This is a genomic window from Nocardia sp. NRRL S-836 (assembly GCF_001279525.1).
GTDB lineage: Bacteria > Actinomycetota > Actinomycetes > Mycobacteriales > Pseudonocardiaceae > Lentzea.
The window spans coordinates 42,821-64,891 of the sequence record NZ_LGDY01000095.1 but is presented as its reverse complement, the minus strand read 5'-3'; the positions used below and the strand labels follow the sequence as shown (position 1 = coordinate 64,891).

16 protein-coding genes are annotated in these 22,071 nt (G+C 71.4%); 13 read left to right on the top strand and 3 right to left on the bottom strand.

Translation table 11 applies throughout. The features are described 5' to 3' along the window. Positions 1-97 precede the first annotated feature (97 nt). Both ADL03_RS17980 and ADL03_RS17975 read left to right on the top strand, forming a co-directional pair. On the top strand, positions 98-598 hold the full coding sequence (locus ADL03_RS17980; RefSeq protein ID WP_197288424.1) for a YbaB/EbfC family nucleoid-associated protein: 501 nt from the start codon (positions 98-100) through the stop codon (positions 596-598). A gap of 18 nt (positions 599-616) precedes the next feature. Beyond that, positions 617-1,450 carry a WXG100 family type VII secretion target gene (locus tag ADL03_RS17975; RefSeq protein WP_053734631.1) on the top strand — a complete coding sequence of 278 codons (834 nt, stop codon included), beginning with the start codon at positions 617-619 and terminating at the stop codon, positions 1,448-1,450. A 28-nt stretch (positions 1,451-1,478) separates the two neighbouring features. On the opposite strand, the gene ADL03_RS17970 is transcribed toward ADL03_RS17975, so the two are convergent. Next, positions 1,479-2,024 (bottom strand): hypothetical protein, encoded by a 546-nt coding sequence (locus tag ADL03_RS17970; RefSeq protein WP_053734630.1) that lies wholly within the window; start codon positions 2,022-2,024, stop codon positions 1,479-1,481. Positions 2,025-2,119: 95 nt separating this feature from the next. Between ADL03_RS17970 and ADL03_RS47135 the strand changes: the two genes are divergently transcribed. From ADL03_RS47135 to ADL03_RS17945, 4 genes are all read left to right on the top strand, one after another. Beyond that, on the top strand, positions 2,120-2,800 hold the full coding sequence (locus ADL03_RS47135) for a hypothetical protein (protein WP_157528867.1): 681 nt from the start codon (positions 2,120-2,122) through the stop codon (positions 2,798-2,800). A 1,223-nt stretch (positions 2,801-4,023) separates the two neighbouring features. Continuing rightward, entirely contained in the window at positions 4,024-6,582 is a 2,559-nt protein-coding gene (locus ADL03_RS47130) for a toxin glutamine deamidase domain-containing protein (protein WP_053734627.1), read from the top strand. Beyond that, positions 6,579-7,547, top strand: coding sequence for a nucleoside hydrolase (locus ADL03_RS17950; RefSeq protein ID WP_053734626.1), 969 nt, complete (start codon positions 6,579-6,581; stop codon positions 7,545-7,547). Before ADL03_RS47130 ends, ADL03_RS17950 begins: the two co-directional genes overlap by 4 nt. After that, positions 7,544-9,694, top strand: a complete 2,151-nt coding sequence (locus ADL03_RS17945; RefSeq protein ID WP_053734625.1) for a type VII secretion system-associated protein — start codon at positions 7,544-7,546, stop codon at positions 9,692-9,694. Before ADL03_RS17950 ends, ADL03_RS17945 begins: the two co-directional genes overlap by 4 nt. Positions 9,695-9,726: 32 nt before the next feature. Here ADL03_RS17945 and ADL03_RS17940 read toward each other — a convergent pair whose 3' ends face one another. Next, positions 9,727-12,150 (bottom strand): DNA/RNA helicase domain-containing protein, encoded by a 2,424-nt coding sequence (locus ADL03_RS17940; protein WP_197288423.1) that lies wholly within the window; start codon positions 12,148-12,150, stop codon positions 9,727-9,729. A gap of 81 nt (positions 12,151-12,231) precedes the next feature. Here ADL03_RS17940 and ADL03_RS17935 point away from each other — a divergent pair, with 81 nt between their 5' ends. The 7 genes from ADL03_RS17935 to ADL03_RS17905 all read left to right on the top strand — a co-directional run bounded on the left by ADL03_RS17935 (position 12,232) and on the right by ADL03_RS17905 (position 19,875). Continuing rightward, positions 12,232-12,438, top strand: a complete 207-nt coding sequence (locus ADL03_RS17935) for a hypothetical protein (RefSeq protein ID WP_053734624.1) — start codon at positions 12,232-12,234, stop codon at positions 12,436-12,438. Between the two features lie 77 nt (positions 12,439-12,515). Beyond that, positions 12,516-13,148, top strand: coding sequence for a hypothetical protein (locus ADL03_RS17930; protein WP_157528865.1), 633 nt, complete (start codon positions 12,516-12,518; stop codon positions 13,146-13,148). 113 nt (positions 13,149-13,261) lie between these two features. Continuing rightward, on the top strand, positions 13,262-14,581 hold the full coding sequence (locus tag ADL03_RS17925) for a cytosine permease (protein ID WP_053734622.1): 1,320 nt from the start codon (positions 13,262-13,264) through the stop codon (positions 14,579-14,581). Positions 14,582-14,592: 11 nt separating this feature from the next. Further along, a complete protein-coding gene (locus ADL03_RS17920) occupies positions 14,593-16,161 on the top strand; it encodes a hydantoinase/oxoprolinase N-terminal domain-containing protein (RefSeq protein ID WP_053734621.1) in 1,569 nt (522 codons plus the stop codon). Beyond that, positions 16,154-17,224: a DUF917 domain-containing protein gene (locus ADL03_RS17915; RefSeq protein ID WP_053734620.1), complete on the top strand. Its 1,071-nt coding sequence runs from the start codon at positions 16,154-16,156 to the stop codon at positions 17,222-17,224. The genes ADL03_RS17920 and ADL03_RS17915 overlap by 8 nt, the downstream gene beginning before the upstream one ends. A 54-nt stretch (positions 17,225-17,278) precedes the next feature. Continuing rightward, a complete protein-coding gene (locus ADL03_RS17910; RefSeq protein ID WP_053734619.1) occupies positions 17,279-18,340 on the top strand; it encodes a DUF917 domain-containing protein in 1,062 nt (353 codons plus the stop codon). Beyond that, positions 18,337-19,875 (top strand): helix-turn-helix domain-containing protein, encoded by a 1,539-nt coding sequence (locus ADL03_RS17905; RefSeq protein ID WP_053734618.1) that lies wholly within the window; start codon positions 18,337-18,339, stop codon positions 19,873-19,875. Before ADL03_RS17910 ends, ADL03_RS17905 begins: the two co-directional genes overlap by 4 nt. Here ADL03_RS17905 and ADL03_RS17900 read toward each other — a convergent pair. Further along, positions 19,861-22,005 carry an NACHT domain-containing NTPase gene (locus ADL03_RS17900; RefSeq protein WP_053734617.1) on the bottom strand — a complete coding sequence of 715 codons (2,145 nt, stop codon included), beginning with the start codon at positions 22,003-22,005 and terminating at the stop codon, positions 19,861-19,863. The genes ADL03_RS17905 and ADL03_RS17900 overlap by 15 nt on opposite strands. Between the last annotated feature and the right edge of the window lie 66 nt (positions 22,006-22,071).

Genomic DNA, 22,071 nt, shown 5'->3' with positions numbered 1-22,071 from the left:
CTCCGTGCCGCACTCCGATCCGCACGTTCGGGCAACCGGTCCGGCTCCGATGTGGAATCCTCTGCTCTGTTCGGTCGAGTGTTGGGGTGGAGTGCTGGTGAAGACGCCCGAAGAGTGGATGCGGGACTTCGAGGCGAAGATCGCGCAGGCGCAGGCGAAAGCCGCCGCGGTCCAGGAGGGGCTGGCGCAGGCGGGCGGTTCGGCGTCCTCGAAGGACGGTGCCGTGACGGTGACGGTCGCGCCCAACGGTGCGCTGACCGGCCTCGAACTGACGGCGGACGCCATGCGGAAGTCGCCGGGCCAGCTGTCCGGGGAGATCCTCGAGATCGCGCGCAAGGCGCAGCGCGGTGCGGCGGTGAAGGTCGCGGAGACGTTCGGCGCGGTCGAGGGCGAGGGGTCCGAGACCTACCGCCTGATCACCGAGTACCTGCCGCCGCCGGAGGAAGAAGAGCAGCCGCAGGCGTCGGGCTACGCGTTCAACGAGGAGTACGAGGAACGCCCCGTGCCGCCGCCACCACCGGTCCGGCGTCCCGCGCCGCGTCCGTCCGTCGACGAGGACGAGGACTTCGGCGACAGCTCGATCTACAAGAACCGCTGAGCCGCACCGGGGGGAACCGTGGCAGAAGAGAACAGCACGACCACGTGGTCGTCCGGCGCCGGCGTGGTCGACAGCGTCGCCGGCTTCGTCGACTCGCTGACCTCCGAGTCGGAGGGTGAGGGACCCGACGTCATCGACGTCGCGCTCGGTGGCGCCGGTGTGGTGGTCGACCTGGTCGGCACGATGGCGAACCCGCTGGGCATGCTCGCGTCCGCCGGTGTCGGCTGGCTGCTGGAGCACGTCGACTTCCTGCGCGAGCCGCTGGACGCGTTGCTGGGCAACCCGGACGAGATCAACGCGAACACCGACCAGCTCAAGCAGGCCGCGCTGGAGATGAAGATGATCGCCCAGGAGCACCGCGAGGACCTGCGCGGCGTCTCCGACTGGGAGGGCGCGGCGGGTGACGCGTTCAAGCGCGAGATGGACCAGATGGCCGCCGAGTACGAGGCGCTCGGCAAGACCATGGACGGCACGGCGGCGATCTACGCGTTGTCCGGCGCGCTCGTCTGTGAACTGCGGTCGCTGGTGTTCGGCTGGATCTCCGACCTGGTCGGCGAGCTGATCGCGGGTGCGCTGATCGCCGCCGCGTCGGCGGTGGTCACGCTGGGCAGCTCCATCGCCGCGTACGCCGGGTACGCGGGCACCCGCGGCGCCATGATGGCGACCAAGATCGCGGGCAGGCTGTCGAAGCTGGCGTCGGCGATGGCGCGGTTCGGCGGCCGGATGGCCAAGCTCGCCCAGAAGATGGAAGGCCTGGTCAAGGGGCTTGAGCGGTTCGCGGAGTACGGCGGCTACGCCAAGTCCGCCTACGACGCGGTGAAGCCGTACGACGTGCCGCCTGCCACCGCCTGATGACCGGCCGGACTCGGGGGTCCTCCTCTCACCACGGCGGCAGCTCGCACAGCGACAGCGGCAGCCACAGCACGCCGTCACCCTCGTCGTCACCGGGCGGTGTGGGCGGCCGCGGCAGCCGCATGGACCCGGACGCCGTCGAGTCGCTCGGTGGCAAGATCACCAACCGCGGCGACCAGGTTCGCTCCAGCGTGGCGAGCAAGCTGAACATCAACGCCACCTCCGGCAGCGCGGGCGTGTTCGGCCAGGTGGCGATGCAACACGCCGACCGCGCGATCCAGACGGCCCGCGGTGGCGCCGAGAAGGCCGCCGCCGCGGCCGACAACGCGGGCACCAAGACCAGGGAGACCGCCCACACCGCGCGCAACGCCGACCAGTCAGCTGCGTCGTCGATGAGCCGCATCCAGTCGCAGACGCCGACCCAGACGTCGGGCAACTCGTCGAGCAGCACGCCGTCCTCCTCGACCGGCTCTTCTGCCGGGCGGACGTCGGCTCCGCCCACGTTGCCGGGCGGGTCGTCCGGGTCTGTGCGGCCGGCCGCTTCCGGCGTGCCGGGTGGGGTGGTGTCGCGCACGCCCGATGTGGGGTCTTCGGGGCGTGGTCCGGTGGGGACGTCCGCGGCTGGTGGGCCTCCCGGGGGCAGGCCTTCGACGGGTGTGGCGGCGGCCGGTGGGCCTCCGGGTGGCGGGCCTGCGGCTGGTGGGCCTGCGGCTGGTGGGCCTCCCGGTGGGCCGGGTGGGAGGCCGCCGGCGGGTCTGGCGGCAGCCGGTGGGGCATCGGGAGGTGGGCCTGGGGGAAGGCCTTCGACGGGTGCCGCCTCGTCTGGCGGACCTGCTGCCGGTGGTGGTCCGGCCGCAGGACGGGCTCCGGCTGGTGGGCCCGCGGCAGGCGGTGGTCCGGCTGCTGGGCGTGCTCCGACCGGTGCGTCATCGGCGGGTGGTCCGGCTGCTGGGCGCGCTCCGGCTGGTGGGCCATCAGCGGGTGGTGGTCCGGCCGCGGGTGGTGGCCCTGCCGCTGGGCGGACTCAGGGTGGTGGACCTGCGGCAGGGGGTGGACCGACGGCCGGGAGGGCTCCGGCAGGTGTGTCCCCGGCAGGTGCGCCCCCGGCGGGTGGTCCGGTCGGCAGGTCTCCGGCGGCGGGCGGTCCCGTTCCGGGTGCGGCTGCGGGTGGTGGCCGCCCACCGGGTGGTTCCGGCGTGCCCGGAGGCACCGGTGAACCCCAGGCCGGCAGGTCACCGGCTCCCGGTGGTCCTGCGGCCGGAGGCCCTGTGCCTGGCGGGTCTGCGCCTGGTGGATCTGTTCCCGGCGGTCCTGCGTCCGGTGGGCCGCGGCCCACCGGCGCGCCGATGACGTCTCCTGCCGCGGGTGGCCCGATGCAGGGTCACGCACCTGGTTCGCGTCCGGCCGGACCCTCCGGCCATCAGGGTGGGCCTCCACACCAGAACGCGCCAATGCCTCCCGGCGGACAGCACGGAGGACCTGGCAACAGCGGCCCCGGCCTGCCGCCGCGGAGCGGCACACCTTTCAACGGCACGGCGCCTCAGGGTGCCGGTGTGCCGCCGCGTGGTCCTGGCACGGTGCCGCAGGGGCCGCCGCCCGGCGCCGGCGCGGGGCACGGCCCGCAGGGTTTCGGTCCGACCGGCACGCCTCCCGGTGGACCGGTGCCGGGCGGGGCTCCGCGCGGTCCGGCCGGGCCGCAGGCAGCTCACCCACAGGTCGCGCCGACGCGCGGCCCGGCGCCACACGGCGGCCCGCAGCAGGGGTTTGGCCCGCAGCGGTCCGGTGCGCCGCAACACACCGGTACCCACCGACAACCTGGGTCTCACCAACAAACCGGTACCCACCAACGGACCGCACCTCAGCAGGGGCCCGGTCCACATCAGCAACCCGGTTCGCAGCAAGGCCCCGGCCCGCAGCAACAACGCGGTTCGCAGCAGGGTCCCGGTCCGCACCAGCAACCCGGCCCCCAGCAGAGTCCCGGCCTACATCAACAACCCGGCTCCCAGGGGCCCGGTCCGCATCAGCGAACCAGTCCGCAGCAAGGACTCGGTTCGCAGCAACGAACCGGTCCACTGCAGGGGCCCGCCCCGCAGCAGGGACCTGGCCTCCGCCACCGGGATCCGCTGCCGGGCGAGGCACCCGGTGTTCCCCCGCGCAGAGCCGACAGCAGCGTGCCGCCCACCCGCGACAGCGGGCCCGGACGGGACACCTCGCCGCAGAACAGGCACCCCGGCCAGACGCCGACCAGGCCGCACGACGTGCCGGACCACGGCGCACCCACCCGCCGGCCAGGCGACCACACCGCCGACCGGTCTCCCGGCCGTGCCACGGACCGGCCCCTCGACCGTCCTGACGGGAGGCCGGGACAGGACCGTGCCCACGACCGGCCCGGTCAACAGCGGCCTACCCATGACCGGCCTACCCATGACCGGCCTGCTCACGACCGGCCCGGCCACGATCGGCCCAGCCACGACCGGCCCACTCAAGACCGGCCTGCCCAGGACCGGCCCGGCCAGCACACCCCCGACGGGAACCCGCAGCACCCCTCGCCGCGCGACGGTGCGCTGCCCCCGGTGGCGCTCCAGCACGCCGACCTGTCCCACTACGCCCCGGGACAGCTCGTCCACCGGAAGGTCGACAACTTCCTGGCTGACGAGCACGCCCTCCACCGGGGCACCGGGCAGCACCCGGACCAGGTCAGGCGGGACGGCGGGTTCCGGCCGGCAAAGCCGAACCCGCGGCCGGACATCATCCAGCACATCCAAGGGGACACCAACGGGATCGTCAGCGCCACCAGCGACGTCAACGTGGCCATGACGTTCGCGGGTGGCAAGCCGACCGACACCAACACGCCGGCCGCGCTCAGGCCCAAGGACGAGGGCACCGAGTTCTACGTCTACCGGATCAAGGCGCCCGGCGGCATCCTCTCCGAGCCCACGCAGGACCGGTTGGGGGACACGGGGAACCGGCACAACGAGAAGGAGACGTTGTACGCCGGCGGCATCAACTGGAGGTACGTCGAGGGCTGGCACAAGGTCATCGTCGACGGGAACGGGGAGAAGAAGCTCGGCGAGTTCGTGCCGAACCCGGACTTCATCGGTGGCCCGCGCGAGACGGCGCCGAAGATCCCCGAGCACCTCGAACACCGGCCGCCCAAGGAAGTCGAGATCGACATGCGGCCTTCGTGGGTCCGCGAACGGGATGAGGCGGAGGCGGCTGCCCGCGAGGCGGCCGAACGGGGCGAGGCGCCGCCGGAGCCGAAACCGGAGCCGAAACCGGAGGCCGTGCCCGAGGAGAAGAAGCCGGAACGGCCGCTGCCGACCGCCGCCGAGATGACCGCGTCGATCTCGTCGCGGCTGGCCGGCGAGCCGCACGAGCCGGCGCCGAAGGCGTTGCACGGCGGGCACGGCGACGAGGCGAGCCAGCAGCGCGTGCTGCGGGAGCGGTTCCCGGGCATCGAGCAGGTCAACGCGCACAACGCGCACAGGGACGGCTACAGCACCAACTGCGTCGAGGCGATGATCGCCGACGAACGGCGGTACCACGGCGAGCAGGTCGAGGCGCGGCCGACGCGGCCGGAGGACGTGCCGGAGCAGGGCAGACTGAGCCGGGTCCGGGAGGCGCTGGGCGGGCAGTGGACCAGCCACCGGGACTTCGACGGCGTCACCAAGGCCATGGCGGGCACGCCGGAGGGCTCACGGGGCGCGGTCGCCTACCGCTACACCGACGACGACGGCCGCACGCAGGGACACGTCGTGCGGGTGGTCAACACGCCGGATGGCGTCGCGTACGCCGATCCGCAGACGGGCAAGCTCGCGGCGTTGCCGGACAACGCGACGGACGTGCGTCTTCTCTCGGAGGACTACACGGACGACACGGCGCACACACACGTCGAGGACGACGGCGGCTACGGTGCCACGCCGGAGGAACAGCGCGACGAGGCGGTCGACCGGGTCGCCGACGACCTCGGCATCACGGATCCGGAGAAGCGGCAGGCGCTCGCGGACACCTACGACGCGGCACGGGAGTACACGGCGCCGATCATCGTGGACGTCGCGGCACGGATCCACGACGACCTGAAGGTGCTGGCGGACAACGATCCTGACCACCGGGTGGTGTTCCTCGGCCGCGACGGGCACAGCCTCGCGCTCGCCAGCAGGGAGCTCGACCCGGTCTTCTTCGACCGGCACGCCAGCGAGGTCGTGCTGTCGCGTGCGGTCGTGGAGGCGGCGCTGCGGGACGTCGAGCGCAACGACCCGAGCCGCGATCTCAGTGCCATCGAGGAGTTCCGGCTGCACAAGAAGGTCGCGGAGGAGGACGTGCCGGGCGCGTACGACCGGTTGTCCGACTACCTCGACGCGGCGGGCGTGCCGATCCACTCCGACAGCGGCATCAGCCTCGTCGACACCAGCTACAAGGGCACCGTGCAGGAGATGCTGACCGCGGCGTTCCCGGATCCGGAGTTCCAGGGGCACTACGCCTTCCACGGCCAGTCGCCCGGCGACCCGCACCCGGACGCGAAGAAGGGCTACCTGGTCGACCTAGGGCCGGAGGACGGTGGTGGCAAACCGTTGCGGGAGCTGTCCGACGACCCCGGTCGCACGTTCGCGCACCAGGACGCGATCGGTGTCATCGAGGAGACGTTGCACGGCACCATGTCCAGCCCGCGCCGGATCGACGAGGACGGGCCGGTGCAGCAGCCGCAGCGGTTCGAGGAGGACCTCACCAAGGGCATCAACCCGGTCAAGATCGCCGAGCCGTTCCGCGACCCGGCGGTGCGCGAGGGCGCCAAGGCGATGAGCCTGCGCGCGGTGGTCGACGTCGCACGGGAGATGGCCGAGCTCAGGGCCGAGGGCGGTGCGTGGCGGGACGAACTGGCCGCGCGGGCCGAGCACGGCCGTGACCAGGTGCGGTCGTGGGTGGCCGAGGACGGCAGCGCTGATCCGAGGTTCCGTGAGGTGATGGACTCGTTGGTGCGCCGCGGTGACAAGGGCGCGGTCATCGCCGTCGAGGACGCCGTGCGCGACCTCCCGGCCGACGAACAACGCCGCGTGTGGACGGAGTTCGCCGCGTTGCCGGGCATCGTGGAACGCGACGAGTACGCGCGCCGGCTGCGGGAGGGGAAGTCATGAGCGAGGAGCTGAACCGCGAGCGCGCGGAGCTGGCCGGCCTGGCACAACGGTTCGGGCTGCCGCAGACGGTGTCGGGGGAGGCGTTCCCGCCGTCGCAGCAGGGCGCGCCCCTGATCATCGACACCGACGCGGGCGGTGACCCGGACGACGCCATCGCGCTCGTGGTGGCCGCCGCCGAACCGTCGCTGACACTCGTGTCCACTGTGGACGAGCTGGGAGGCCGCCGCGCCCGGTTCGTGCGGCACCTGCTCGACCTGCTCGGCCGCGAGGACGTGGTGGTGGTCGCGGGCGCGGACCTCGGCGACACGCGGATGGACTGCGTCGCCGGTCTGGTGCCGGACTCCGTCGCACCGCAACGCACCGACCTCGCCGAGGCGGTCGCCCAGGTCGTGGCGGGGACGGACGGCCCGGTGCGGTGGGCGGGCATGGGCCCGGTGACGAACCTCGCGGCACTGCTCACCGCGCACCCGGAGCTCGCGCAAAGGCTGGTCGTCACGCAGATGGGCGGTGCGTTGCACTACCGCGACCCGGAGCGCGCCGAACACAACTTCCGGCTCGACCCGGCAGCGGCGAACACGTTGCTGACCAAGGGAAAGCTGCCCAAGCTGGTGCTGTCGGACACCACCTTCACGCCGGAGATCGAGATCACCAAGGACTCCGGGGTGTGGCGCAAGCTCTCCGGACCGGACGCACCCGCGTGGGCCAGGCTCGTCGCCTCGCACATGGCGCAGTGGTTCGACCGCTTCCACCCCGGCACGATCCAGCACGACGCGCTCACGCTGGCCGCCGCGCTGCAGCTGCCGTTCGTGGCGCTGCGCCGGGAACGCGTGGTGCTGGACGACATCGGCCGGATGACCACCGCACCGGACGGGCACCTCGTCCGGCTCAGCGTCAAGGCCGACTACCCGGCGTTCAGGACGTGGCTGGGCGGGAAGCTGGCCGCCGCACTCGAAGGGACCCGATGAACCGCGAGGAAGTCCTCCAGAAGGCCTGGGACTGGATCGTGCGCACGCACGGCGCCGCGTCCGAGGGCTTCCGGATCCTCACCGACGACGTGGTGCTGGTGCGCGGCCAGTGGTACGTGCCGTACGACGCGGTGGACGACGTCCTCGTCCCGCTGCCCGCGGTCGAGGTGCCGGACGACGGCGGCGAGCCGCACGCGTACGTCCCCGCCGGCCCGCCGTCGCCGTGGAAGCGGGGCGTGCCGCGCGGAAACCCCGGACCCGGCCTGTCGATCGTGGACCCCGAGTGGGACCAGGAAGCCTTCGCGCACCTGGGCGTGCCGAGCTGCGCGATCCTCGGCTGGCTGCGCGAGGAGGGCTCCGACGAGTTCCGCCCCAACAGCGAGCACACCATCGGTCCCGGCGCCCGCGGGTGGCCGCTGCCGCAGACGCCGGCGGACAAGGTCTACGCCTACTACCAGTGCGGCTGGCTCGACGAGGACGCCTCGTTCCTGGCCGGCCTGCTGGACGTCGTCGTGTACACGGCGGACGAGGTCGGCCAGGACGAGAACGGCCGCACCTGGCTCGCCGCCTACACGTCGGAACGCCTCCTGCCACCCGGCATCCGGCGGTGGCGCGGCGCCGGCGTGCGGGAGCTGATCACCACGACCACGGCCGACGAGGTGCGGATCAACCCCGGCCACGCGCTGCAGACCCCGCTGGGCAAGGACGTCCCGCTCGACCGCTGGCCCGCACCGTTCGACCTGCCCGCCTTCGAACGCGAGGAGCAGGGCAGCCCCGCGCTGCTCCAGCGCGTGGACGAAGCCAGGGCGCACGAGTTCGTGTTCACCGACGAGGAACGCTCGACGCTGGCAGAAGCCCTGCGGTGGCACGAGAACGGCCGCCCGGACCCACTCCCGTCCGGTGTCCAGCGCACCTGGGACAGCGACGGCGCACCCGCCTGGCAGGTGCCGACGTTCGGCAAGGCGAGCGGCTTCCCCGCCACACAGCCGAACGGCTGGCCGTGGGTCGCGGGCGTCTACGCGGGCTTCGCCCTCGACGGGAACCCGCACGCGGCAGGCCTGTTCAAGCTCACCGACAACCTCGTCCGCGCCGTCGCACAACGGTCACCGCGCCTGGCCGCCGAACACCCGTGGCTCCCGCGCCGCGAGGACTGGCTGCCGAACGCACCGGAACCCGCACGCGAGGTGCTCGCGCTGGTGGCCGGTCTCGGCGCCGGACACCCCGCGGTGAGGAGCACCGGCTGGGACGACGAGATCAGCCCGGTGTTCGCCCGCGCGGTGTCCCGCGACGCGTTCTCCCGGGCACCCCACTACATCCTGCAAGAACTCGGCATGCCGTGGCCGGACTCGACCACCCCGTGGGGCCAGGCCGTGCGCATCGTGAGCACGTACGGCCACCACCCGGCCACCGCGCTGGAAATGGTCAAGGTGCCGCTGGTCCGGGCATTGGTCGGCGCACTGCTCGGAGCCTGGCACGGCATCCCCGGCCTGCCCGGGAGCGACGACCGCGACCTGGCCGAATGCGTTGCCACGGAAGCGTTCCTCGCGTTCGACCCGAAGTACGCACCCGTCGAGACGACGCATCCGGGCCTGCCCCCGATCTCGGACGGGATGCGCGCCGAGGCGCTGAAGTCACCGGGCGGCTGGCTGTACTGCGCCGACCCGGACATCGACCCGCGCTACATCGAGGGCGCACCGCTGCACACCCTGCTCGGCGCCTACGAGATCGGCGCCGACGGCCAGTTCACCGGCCAGACGTGGGTGAACGACGAGTACCGGCCCAGCCCGCGCCGGCTCGGCCTCCCCGCCCCGGAGAACGAGTTCGAGGAGGTCCTCAACCTCGTCACCGCGGGCTGGCTGCCGTACGAGGCGATCCTGTCCGCCGCCCTGGAGTCCGAACTGCTGGTCCCGCCCGCCCCGGACGGCGGCCTGGCCGTGCTCCGCGACGAGCAGGGCAACAACGTGCTCGCGGTCTACTCGTCACCGCGCTACCTCCCGGCCGACGCGGGGACGCCGGAGCGGTGGGCGTTGAAGGAGCTGCTGTCGGCGTTGCCGGGGCTGCTGGTGCTGGTGAACCCCGGCGGGCGGGTGGGGGCGGACCTGGTCGGCGACCACCTGGTGCAGCTGTTCACCGGCAGCACCGGCTGAGACCACTCGCCATGACGGGGTGAGCTGCCGCATCACCCCGTCAGCGATCGCAGGTGGTCCTGGGTCTCCTCGTCCTCGGAATAGACGCAGACACCGCGCATTCCCCTGGTGAGCAGCACCTTGTAGGTGTTGCGGATCAGCCGGGCGAAGTGGAGCTCGTCGGCCTTCTTCACCGCGGGGTCGTGCGAGTGCTCGCGGCACGCCTCCCAGTGGTCGCCGCGCCAGACGAAGTCCTTCCCGAAGATCACACCCGCCCAGTCGTACTCGAAACCCTGCGCGGTGTAGATGCAGCCGACCTGTCCGAACCCGCGCTCGTCGCTGGCCCAGAAGTGCGACGCCGGAGCGTCCGGCACCCGCTGTTCGGGCTTGGCGTTCCACGGCCGGTGCCAGTCACCGATCCGCACGTCCGGCACCAGCACCTTCGTCCCGTTCTCGGTGACGGGATCGCTCCACTTCCAGCAGTACCCGGCCGCGATGCGCGCGGTGCCACCCTCTTTGGCCTGCCGGTCGAGCAGCCACGACTCCATCTCGCGCGGCGACTCGGCACTGCGCACGACGAACTCGTCGTCGGTGCGCGTCACCAGCGTCGACCACCGCGCGGGCCGGCCCGTGATGCCGAGCAGCCGGGCGACCCACGCGTCGAAAAACTCCGAGCCACCGCAGCGGAACTGGCCGCCGAGCTGCACCACCTCAACGTCGCAACCTGCCGCCCTGGCAGCGGCTGTGATCTCCGCCAGCGAGCCCAACTCGCCGGGTCGCACCGCCTGGTTCTCGTCCAGCATGAACACCGGCACCTTTGCGGCGTCGATCAGTTCCTCGATCTGCCTGCGTGCATTCTCCCGCACCTCCTGCTTCGTGTAGCGGTTCACGCTGGACTCCCGGATGCGGTGCGCCTCGTCGCAGATCAGCACGTCGAGCCCCATCCGCTCAGCGTCGATGAAGTTGTTGAAGTATTTGAACATCGTCTGCACCCGACGGTTGCGTCGTCCCGCGTGCTTGCGCAGGGTGCTGGTGAACGAACTGGAGCCCGTGGCGTGGAGAACCGTTCGACCTTGGCGTGCGAGCTCCCCGAGCAGGTGCAGCGCGATGACGCTCTTGCCTGAGCCTGGCCCACCGACCACGACCACGACGGTCTGTGTGCGGGAGGCGCCTGCCTTGTCGACGGCCTTCATGACGAGGCTGCATGCGACTTCCTGCTCGTCCAGCAGTACGAACTGAGCATGTTCCTGGATCTCCTCGGCTGCCATGGTCAGTAGCGGCTTCGACGGAGTGTGGCGCGCACGGAGGAACTCATCGGCGGCCTGACGGGCACGATCTCTGGTGGCCGCGTCGCTGTCGAGCACCGCGCGGAGCCGATGGACCAGATTGCTCTTGCTATCGCGCGTGAAAAGTTCGCCGAAGTCGTCGACCAGGTATTGCGATATGCCTGAGATCCCGGCCTCGTGAGCGTTGTGCAGGTACGCCACGCCGTGCACGGAACCATGTTCTTCAGCGAGGATGGGCGTCAAGTCGACGAGGTACTCGCAGTACCTCCGCACCTGCTCTACCGGGTGCAACACCGGTTGCGCGGACTGGCCGATCCGCACAAGATCGTCGCCGCAGGAGTCCGCGTGCGACCACTGCTTGAGCGTGACGAGTACATAGGTCGGCCTACCGCTCCGAGGATGAGTACCGCACAAAACGACGTCTACCTGCTTCGGGCTGTGGGGGAGCCGGTGGTTCAACAGCACCTCGACGTGCCCCAGTCCAGCATCCACCAGGTCGGCTACCAGCTGCTGTACACCATTGCCCGAGGCGCTGAAGTGAGTGTCAAGGTTCAGGTAGAGCCGATCAGTCCGAACGTTCGCGTGCAGCTCGTCGGCGCTCAGCCGCAACCGTGCCATAGCGCGGGACGCCTGCCAGCCGGGTTTCTCATCAGCGCGGCTCAGCAGATCTTGGGCTTGGGGCGTCGGTACAGCCGGCGGCTCGGGCACTTTGCGGATCAGCTGAACAAGATCAAGCGCTAGACGAGCATGGCTGGACATAGCCAGTTCCGTCAGCGCTGTCCTGGACTCAGCGGACAGCTCGTTGGTGCGCGGGACGAAGATCTTCCAGCCGATGCCGGTACGCTGCGCGGTTGCTCGGGACACGTGCTGCCAGTACACCTGCCGGTCGAGGTGGTTGACCAGCATGATGAGCACTGGCATCGGGTACCGCAGCCAGTACTCGACGTTCCTGTGGTTCTTCGGACGGTAGAACCACCCCTCCGGCACCTGCTCCCTGAACTCGCTCAGGCCCGTCTTGATCTGCGCCGCCAAGTGCAGACCAGTCGCCTCGGCGGCCTCGACGATCTCGATCTGGCCGTCGATGCCGACATCGGCCTGCGAGATACCGCGAAAGATCCACTTGAGATCTGCGTGCACGAGGAAGCTGACCAACGCCTCGCCGGCCGCACCCGTCAACTGGTTGTCTGGCACACGCACTCCTACAGTGTGCCCGGTGGGTCTGACAATTTCCGGAGCGGCCGACTGCATGAAGCGCAGCTGCGGATTCGTTGCGTGCTGGAGTCGCACAGGGAGTTGTCGCCTGCGAACGCCGCTCCGGCCGGTCCGAGCGTGACCGTTGCCGGCACCTGCCTGACGAGTGATGGGCTCGCGGACAAGACCTTGGCCGCCCGCAAGACCATGTCGTCGAGGCGGCTGATGAACCGCAACCTTGAGCACGCTCGCCGGGCGGTGGTTGGCGACGTGGTACGCGTGCCGTGATCACGATGTGGTGAAACGGTGAGCGGCGTGAAGCCAGAAAAGCGTGCCGTTGCGCCGATCGGGCTAACCTCCCGGCCGTGTGGACGAGGCTGAACCCGGTGCAGCAGGCGGTCGTGGACGCCGGGCGTCCGTTGCCGCAGCTGACCGACCCGTTGGAGGTCGAGTTGCTGGTCAGCGCGTTCATCGGGCCGTTCGCACACAACGAGGAGCTGTGGGCGGTCGTCGTCAAGCACCTGGCTGAGCGGCCGAGTCGGCGCAGTGGGGCGTTGCTCACGGCGTTGGGGCACCTGTTGCCGGACCGGCCCGGGCGGTGGGCCCGGGAGGCGGCGCGGGAGCAGTCGGCGCCGCGGTGGGATCTCGGGCGGCTCACGTTCGGGGAGTGCTGGGTCGGGGATCGGTCGATTGACGCGGGATACCTCGCGTTGATGTGCACGTACGCATATGGCGATGAGCCGCACGCCATGGTTTTCATGATCGATGAAATCAGCGGCAGCCTCACGCGGCACGCGTTCCTGACGCGGCAGGTGCGGGAGACGTTGGTGCGGCTCAAAGAGCAGGTGCGGTTGCAGGCGATTCCACCGGAAGCGGCGCACTGGCTGCTTTCCCGCAGCTACGACCGGTTCGAGCGGCGGCCGGAGCTGGCCGTGAGTCCGGACGTGCACCACACGCGGCTGGTCGCGCGCAGGCGAATTGGCCTGGCGATGAATTAGGGCTGTGCGAATCGCAACGTGGTGATTCGCCCGACTGTGCAGATTGTCTGTAGCCCGATCGTGACTCCGCCATTACTGTCCGAGTTGTCGATCACTGGGGCGGAGGGACGATCATGGCCGCTCTTCTCGGGTGTGACGACCAGGCCCTCTCCCGTGTCCCCGAGCAGGCGCGGCACCCGTGGTTGTCGGTCGCGACCCAGCGCTTCGGGCAGTCCTCCGCGCTGAGCCAGTTGCTGCTCGGCGCGACCCTCGGGTTCGGCATGCGGTTCTGGGACGCGGTCCTCGCGTTGACGCTCGGGGCCTTGCTGCTCAACGGGATCGCGATTGCGGTCGGAGTGATCGGGCAGCGCGAAGGGCTCTCCACGGCGATCCTCAGCCGCTGGACCGGGTTCGGGCACATCGGGTCGGCGCTGCTCGGGCTCGTCATCGCGTTGTCCGCCACCGGGTGGTTCGGGGTGCAGACGGGGCTCGCGGGGGTCGCGCTCGCCGACGTCACGGGGGTGCTGCCGGCGCCGGTGTGGTCGTTGGGGTTCGGACTGGCGGTGACGGTTATCGCGGCCTATGGCGTGCGATGGATGGCGTGGACGGCCTATCTGACCGTGCCCGCGTACCTCCTCCTCGTGCTGTGGGTGGTTTTCGCGAACGTCGGTGACCTCGCGGCTGCCGTGTCGAGTGCGGCGCCGGGGCCGCGGATCGGCCTGCTGATGGCCGTCACGCTGGTGGTCGGCAGCTTCGTGGTCGGTGCGGCCATCGCGCCGGACATGACCAGGTTCAACCGGTCGTCGTGGGACGTGGTGAAACAGACCGTCCTCGGCATCACGGCGGGGGAGTGGGTGGTCAGCTGTGCGGGCGTGCTGCTCGCACACGGGCTGGGCACCGTCGACGTCATGGGTGCGGTCGGCCGGTCGAGCGGCTGGATCGGCGCGCTGGTCGTGGTCACGGCCGGGCTGAAGATCAACGACTGGAACCTCTACTCGGCCTCGCTCGGGCTGGTCAACTTCTTCGACGCGGTGTTCGACCTGCGGATCAGCCGGCCGCAGGTGACCGTCGTGGTGGGCTGCGCGGGCAGCTTCCTGGCCGCGGCGGGCATCGTCGGCCAGTTCACGCACTTCCTGGTGCTGCTCGGCGTGGTGTTCCCGCCGGTCGCCGGGATCATGATCGCCGAGTACTACGTCGTGCGGCGCTGGCGCAAGGAGATCACCTCCACCCGGCCGCGCGTACCGAGGTCGGCGCCCGCGTGGGTGCCCGCGACCCTGGTCATCTGGCCGGCCTCCGCCGTCGTCGGGGAGCTGGTGCCGTTCGGTCAGTCCAGTGTGAACTCACTGGTGCTCGCCTTCGGCCTGTACGTCTCAGCCGGCAGGTTGGACCTGCTTCAGGTGCGGTGTCGGAAGGCCACCAACCGTAAGGTGGTCGGGGAAGCGTCCGCTGCCTGAGGGGTTCGTAGATGCACATCGGTATCGACGTCGGCGGTACGAACACCGACGCCGTTCTGGTCGAGGGCCGGGAGGTCCTCGCCGAGTGCAAGAGGGCCACCACGGCCGACGTCACCACCGGGATCGTGGCCGCGGTCAGCGGGTTGCGGGCCGCGCGCGCGTTCGACCCGGTGTCCGTGCGGGCGGTCATGATCGGCACGACCCACTTCGTCAACGCCGTGGTCGAGGGCAGGGGGCTCGCCCAGACGGCGGCCGTGCGGCTAGGACTTCCCGCCACCAGGGCACTTCCGCCGTTCGTCGACTGGCCGGAGCGGCTGCGCCGGGTGATCGGCGGGCACGGGTACCTCTGCCACGGCGGCCACGAGTACGACGGCCGGGTGATCTCGCCGCTGGACGAGGGCGAGCTGCGGGCCGTGGCCGCCGACATCGCGGCGAAGGGCGTGCGGTCGGTCGCGATCTCCTCGGTGTTCTCGCTGGTCAACGGTGACCTGGAGCGCCAGGCCGCCGAGGTCCTCACCGCGGAGGTGCCCGGCCTGCTGGTGAGCTTCTCCCACGAGATCGGCCGGCTGGGCCTGCTGGAGCGGGAGAACGCGACGATCATCAACGCCGCGCTGCGCGAGCTGGCCGAGCAGATCGCCGACGGGCTCACGGAATCCCTGACGGCACAGGGCATCGACGCGCCGCTCTACCTCAGCCAGAACGACGGCACGCTGATGGACCTGGAGTACGCGCGCTGCTACCCGGTCGCCACGTTCTCCTCCGGCCCGACGAACTCGATGCGCGGCGGCGCGTTCCTGTCCGGGCTGGCCGACTGCGCGGTGGTCGACGTCGGCGGCACCACGACCGACGTCGGCATGCTGCACAACGGTTTCCCGCGCGAAGCCTCCTCCGAGGTGCTGATCAGCGGTGTGCGCACGAACTTCCGGATGCCCGACGTGCTCTCGGTCGGCCTGGGTGGCGGCAGCGTCGTGCGCACCGGTAACGGCGTCAGCGTGGGACCGGACAGCGTGGGGTTCCGCCTGGCCCAGCAGGCACTGGTGTTCGGCGGTGACACGGTGACGGCCACGGACATCGCCGTCGCGGCCGGGCTCGCGGACATCGGCGACGCCTCGCTGGTGCGCCACCTCGACCGCTCGCTGGTCAGCTCGGTGCTCGACCACGTGAGCGACCGCGTCGCCGGGCTGGTCGACCGGATGCGCACGGGTCCCGAGCCGGTACCCGTGGTGCTGGTCGGCGGCGGCAGCGTGCTGGTGCCGGAGAAACCGGCCGGTGTCAGCGAGTTGATCAGGCCGGAGCACCACGGCTTCGCCAACGCCATCGGCGCCGCGATCGCGCAGGTCGGCGGCGAGGTCGACCGCGTCTTCACGATCGACCCGGCACGCCGTGACGAGGTGCTCGACGCGGCCCGGCAGGAGGCCGTGGACAAGGCGGTGGCCGCGGGCGCGCGGGCGGACAGCGTGCGGATCGTGGAGGTCGAGGAGATCCCGCTGGCCTACCTGCCGGGCAACGCGAGCCGCGTGCGCGCACGGGCCGTCGGCGACCTCGTGCTGGAGGGCGTGCCGAGGAGGGCCCGTGCGTGAGATCGGGACCGAGGAGCTGCGGTACCTCGCCCGCGGCGCGGCGATCCTGGGCGCCGGCGGCGGTGGTGACCCGTACATCGGCCGGCTCGTGGCGGAGCGGGCGGTGCTGGAGCACGGGCCGGTGCGCGTGGCCGAGCCGCACGAGCTGCCCGACGACGCGCTGGTGGCCGGGGTCGGCATGATCGGCGCGCCGACGGTGATGATCGAGAAGCTGCCCGCCGGTGACGAGGCGCTGACGGCTTTCCGGATGCTGCAACGGGAACTGGGCCGCACGATCACGCACGTGCTGCCGATCGAGGTCGGCGGGATGAACTCGCTGGCGCCGTTCCCGGTGGCCGCCGCGCTCGGGTTGCCGGTGCTCGACGCCGACTGCATGGGCCGCGCGTTCCCCATGGTGCAGATGGTGGTGTGCACGCTCGACGGCGTGCTGGCGAAGCCGCTCGCGATCGCGGACGAGAAGGGCAACTCGATCGTCCTCGACGTGCGCGACAACCACTGGGCGGAACGGCTCGCGCGGTCGGCGGCGGTCAGGATGGGCTGCACGGCGTTGCTGAGCACCTTTCCCATGTCCGGCAAGCAGGCCCGTGACATCACGATCCCGGGCACGTTGACGCTGGCGGCACGGCTCGGGCGGCTCGTCGAGCAGGCCCGCCGCGAGCACGCTGACCCGTGCGCGGCCGTCGCGGACTTCCTCGGCGGCCAGGTGTTGTTCACCGGCAAGGTGGTCGACGTGCTGCGGTCGGCCGATCCCGGGTTCGCCAGTGGCGAGGCGCGGCTGGAGGGGTTCGCCGCGCACGACGGGACGAGCTGCCGGCTCGCGTTCCAGAACGAGCACCTCGTGGCGTACCGCGACGGCGCGGTCGTGGCGTCGGTGCCCGACCTGATCTGCGTGCTGGAGGCGGGCGGCGAGCCCGTTCCCACCGAGCGGCTGCGGTACGGGCAGCGCGTCACCGTGGTGGGCGCGCCGTGCCACCCGCGCTGGCGCACACCGGAGGGACTTGCGCTGGTCGGGCCTTCCGCGTTCGGCTACTCGCACGAGTACGTGCCGCTCGGGCCGCGTTAGACGCGCGGTCGCGGGAGCTTCTCGCCGGACGGGTGCGGCACTACTGTCTCGCGCATGCATCTGCTGCAGCCCGACGAGGTTGACCGGCTCGCCCTCGGCGTGGTCATGCTCGGCAGCGGTGGTGGCGGCGGCGAGCACGAGACACACGCCTTCGCCGCCATGCTGCGGCAGGAGATGCGGCAGAGCGGGCCGGTCACCGTCCTGTCGCCCGAGGAGGCGGACCCGGACGGGTACGGCGCGCGGGTCGGCCTGATCGGCGCGCCGACGGTGATGATCGAGAAGCTGCCGTCGGGCCTGGAGGCGGAACAGGCGCTGAACGCGTTGCAGGGGCACGACGACACGGCCGTGACCGCCGTCATCGGGTGGGAGGTCGGCGGGTGCAACGGCCTGCTGCCGCTCGTGCTGGCCGCGCGGCTGGGGCTGCCGTACGTCGACGTGGACGGGATGGGGAGAGCGTTCCCACGGATCGACCAGACGACCTACGACGCGGCCGGGCTGCCCACGACCCCGTTGGCCATCACCGAACCCAGCGGTAACCGGGCGGTGCTCGACGCGACCGGCATCGAGAAGCTCGCGCGCACGGTCATGGTCGACTTCGGCGGCTGGGCGATGATGGTCGCGAAGCCGTTGCGGCTGGGTGACGCGCTCGAAGCGGGCGTGCGGGGCTCGCTGACGCGGGCGCTGCGGCTCGGTGAGATCTGGTCGGGCAGGGCCGACTCCGTCGAGCAGCGGGCGGCGGCGTCCGGCGGATTCCTTGTCGCGAGGGGGAAAGTCGTCGAGGTGTGGCGCGAGTCGGTGGGCGACTTCCCGCGCGGAACGGTGGCGTTGCGCCGCCTGGACGCCGACGATGCTTATGTGCGCCTGGAGATGCAGGGGGAGTACCTCGCCGCGCTGGCCGACGGCGAGACGCTCGTGACGACACCCGACCTGCTGTGCTGCCTGGACGCCGAGTCGGGGGCACCGGTGTCGGCCGAACGGCTCACGTTCGGTGCGGTGATCGATGTGGTAGCGCTCCCATCACCGGAGCAGTGGCTGCGGCGGGAGGTGCTCGGGCGGGTCGACCCGCGGGCGTTCGGCTACGACCTCGACTACGTGCCGTTCCGGGTGAGCGCGTGATCGACGACGCCGACGCGCTGACCGTGCGCGACCTGCTGGAGATCGGCGTGCTCGGCGACGCCGGAGTGCTGGCCGGCCACCGCGGTCTCGACGTCGAGGTCGCCGACGTGCGGCTGGCGGCGGACCTCACGGCCGTCGAGGCGTGCTCGGCCGGCGACCTGGTGATCCTGACCGGGCAGCAGCCGTACCTCGTGGAGGTGGCGTTGCGCCGTGCCTACAGCGCGGACGTGCGCGCGGTGGTGCTGGTGCGGCCGGTGTCGGCCACCTACCACCCGCCGTCCGCCGCGACGCTGTCGTTCGCGAACCGGCTCGGCGTGCCGCTGCTGCAGACCAGCGCCGAAGACCCGCTGCTGGTCGCCGACGCGCTGCGCACGGCGGTCCGCCGCCCCGAGGTCGCCGCCGCCCGCCTGCTCAACGCCGTGACCGCGCGCCTGGGCCGCTCCCGGCCGGACCCGCGCTCGGTCATCACGATCCTGTCCGGCGAGCTGCACGTGACGTGCGCGGTGATCAGCGCCGACGGCACCGCGATCGAAGGTGTGGCACCACCCGGCCTGCCCGCCGAGCTGCTGATGGGCTCGGTCGCCACGACCGTGGAACTGGCCGAGGGCGTCGCCGTGGCCGTGCCGGTGGAGACCGACCGCACCGGCCACGTGCACCTCTGGCTCGTCGCGCACGCCCGCGGCCGCAACAAGCGCTGGGCCGAGACCGTGCTGCAGATCAGCCAGGTCGCGTCCTGGGCACTCGGCAACTGGGTGGCCGCCGAACGCCTCGAAACCGAACGCCGCGCCCGTTCCCGCGGCTCGCTGCTGACCGAGCTGCTGGCGTCCGGCGACGACGTGCCGCCGCTGCTGGTGCAGCAGGCCGTGCTGGCCGGCTGGCGCCTCGACGGCTGGCACACCGGCGTCTACGTGGTGCCGACCCCGCCCGTGCCCGGCGTGCACGACCCCGGCCACACCGAACGCCTGCGCGTCGAGCTCTCCCGCCGCGGCCTGCACGGCCAGCTCGTCGAGGGCGCCGAGGGCTGGTCGTTCTGGCTCACCAACGACTCCGAGCCGCCGCAGTCGCAACACCGCGAGCTGACGGCGAAACTGGCCGCCGCGCTCGGGTCGAGCCGGTGGGTGGCGGGCATCGGACGGCCGCACCCCGGTGCCGCCGGCGTGGGCCGCACGCTGGCCGAGGCACGCGAGGCGGCGGCGATGACCGGCTCCGCGAAGGTCGTGCACATCGACGAGCTCGGCGTGCGGCGGTTGCTGTCGATGGCGGCGGAGACGCCCGCGCTGGTGGAGCAGGCCACGCGGCTGCTGGAACCGCTGGTGGGCGTGGAGGACGGGCAGCTGCTGCGGACGCTGGCGGTGTACCTGGACGAGGAGTCGGTGACGTCGTCGGCCGCGGTGCGGTTGAAGGTGCACCGCAACACCGTGTCGCAGCGGATCAGCCGGGCCGAGCAGCTGCTGGGGGTGAGCCTGCTGAACCCGGACGAGCGGCTGGCGGTGCACCTGGCCTGCCGCGCGGCACGGGCGTCAGACGAGGGTTAGCTCTTCAACGAGTTTTCGTTGCAGGGTGCGGTGGATGAAGGCGTGGCCGTCGAGCTTGCGCTGGGTGATGACGCGGTCGTCGGTGTGGGCGAGGAAGGCTTCCAGGTCCTTCGGCAGCAGGTCCTTCTTCACCACCGCCCGCAGCGCCGCGCGGTTGCTCCACCAGCCGTACATGGACGTGCCGAACCCCGCGAGCCAGACACCGGTGGTCGCGGCGACGGTTGCGTACAACAGGATGGGACGGGACGGCCCTTCCACCCCGGCGACGAGCCAGGGCAGCGCCACCAGCACGGCGAGCGCGGCGGCACCCGCGCCGAGGCGGACCACCAGCGTGCGGCGCGCGGCGGACACCGGCCGGCCACGTCGGGCGACGCGGTCGCTCGGCCGGCCAGGCAGCGCCAGCACCCCGGCGGTGATCCCGGCGCACAACGAGGGCAGCAGTGGCAACGGCATCGTGTCGGTGATGAGGCTCAGCCACGCGGAGTTGCCCCAGAGCAATCCGCTGATGAGCAGACCGAGCGCACCTGCCCGCGCCGCCGCCGCTCGTGCCGCCGGCCAGTCGAACCGCCAGTGCGCGGACACGAACTGGGCGCTCTCCAGCCGGGACCGGCCCGTTCTCCTGTTCGGTCCCAGCTCCGTCAGCGTGCCGGCACCGAAGTACGTCAGCCACACCAGTGCGCAGACCGCGGCGGCATCCCGTCCTCCGGCCGACCACGCCATGCCGGTCAGCGCGGCGCCACATGCCGTGGCGGTGACCAGGTAGGCGAGGAACACGCCAAGGCTCGTGTCCCTCCTCAACCAGGACAGGTTCAGCGCGTCCACGGCGAAGCTGTCGTGGCCGGTCGACTCCAGCAGTGCGGCGAGCGATCGCAGGTAGTGCCGTGACTTCTCGTGGTCGTACCGGGTGTTGCTCGTCAGACCTCGTTGCCGCGGAAGGGCTTCTTCGAGGTACACCGACCACAGGTCTTCCAGCTGGTTCGCCAGCAGCTCGTCGACGGACCGGTTCCGGTACGTCAGCACGGCCACGGTCAGCGTCAGCGGCTTGTCCAGCAGCTTCGCCAGGGAGGGGTCGCGCCGACAGGCCTCGCGCAACGAGGCGAGGTCGGGGCCCGCGTCGCGCAGGTAGTCATCGACGTCGTCCGGGCTCAGCGGCATGATCTCGACCGCGGTGCCGAACGCGAGTCGCTGGTCGGACCGGAAGTACTCGTCGGTGCGGCTGCACACCACCATGCCCGGCTTGAGCCGGGACCGCAGCAGGGACAACACCTCGACGCACCGGTCGCGGGCCTCGGGGTCGTGGATCTCGTCCAACCCGTCGAACAGGAGCACGAGCGGGCTCCGGTCGGAGCACAGCCACCGTTCCACGTTCCGCGCCGGTAACCGGTAGAGCCGGCCGATCTCCCAGGCCAGCCACCGCACGGCCTCGTCGACGGTGCGCTTGATCCTGGCTTCCTCGCTCTCGTCCGGCGGCGTCGCCGGTCTGTTCTGCCTTTCGGCTCTGACCAACCGCAACCCTCTGCGCAGCCAGCCCAGCGTCAGCTTGTCCTCCTGCTCCTTCCACTCGCTGCCGTACAGCGGCACCACCACGGGGACGAGACCGCCGGGGGCGTTGAGGAGGTGTTCGGCGAGGCGGAGCAACTGGGTGGTCTTGCCGGCACCGGGCGCACCGAGCACGAGCAGGCTGCGTTCGGTGCGCGGGTCGGCGAAGACCGCTGCGATGTCGGTGGCCACCTCCGAGGTGCCGAGCACCTGCAACGGGCTGGTGATCGCGTCACGGCGTTCCTGGAAGCCGAGCCGCGCGTGCACGACCCGTTCGAGCGAACGGGACAGGAACTGGTCGATCCACCTGACCCTCACCCGCTGACGGAGGTCCTTGAGGAACCCGTCGGTGCCCGGGTCGAACGTCTGGTCGGGCGGGTCGTTCGCGGCCGGTTCGGAACGGGGCGAGCCCAAGATCCCGATCACCGCCATGACCAGCAGGAACAGGGTGGCGCCCCAGAAGGTGTTGTCCTTCATCCAGGCCTGACCGGGCAGCGGGTTCGCGGCCAGCCAGTCGCCCAGGGGCAGGAAGTACACGGCGGCCACCGGGCTGACGACGAGGGCCGCGGTCACCCAGCCGCGTCTCGCCATCGGTCACCTCCGCGCTTCGGGCAGCCAGCGTAGGTGTCGTTCGGCGTGGGCCAAACGTTTCCGGCA

Excerpts from the sequence above, each read along its gene's own strand:
- ADL03_RS17950 (WP_053734626.1), top strand. The coding sequence starts at position 6,579 with ATGAGCGAGGAGCTGAACCGCGAGCGCGCGGAGCTGGCCGGCCTGGCA.
- ADL03_RS17945 (WP_053734625.1), top strand. The coding sequence starts at position 7,544 with ATGAACCGCGAGGAAGTCCTCCAGAAGGCCTGGGACTGGATCGTGCGC.
- ADL03_RS17925 (WP_053734622.1), top strand. The coding sequence starts at position 13,262 with ATGGCCGCTCTTCTCGGGTGTGACGACCAGGCCCTCTCCCGTGTCCCC.
- ADL03_RS17920 (WP_053734621.1), top strand. The coding sequence starts at position 14,593 with ATGCACATCGGTATCGACGTCGGCGGTACGAACACCGACGCCGTTCTG.
- ADL03_RS17910 (WP_053734619.1), top strand. The coding sequence starts at position 17,279 with ATGCATCTGCTGCAGCCCGACGAGGTTGACCGGCTCGCCCTCGGCGTG.
- ADL03_RS17900 (WP_053734617.1), bottom strand. The coding sequence starts at position 22,005 with ATGGCGAGACGCGGCTGGGTGACCGCGGCCCTCGTCGTCAGCCCGGTG.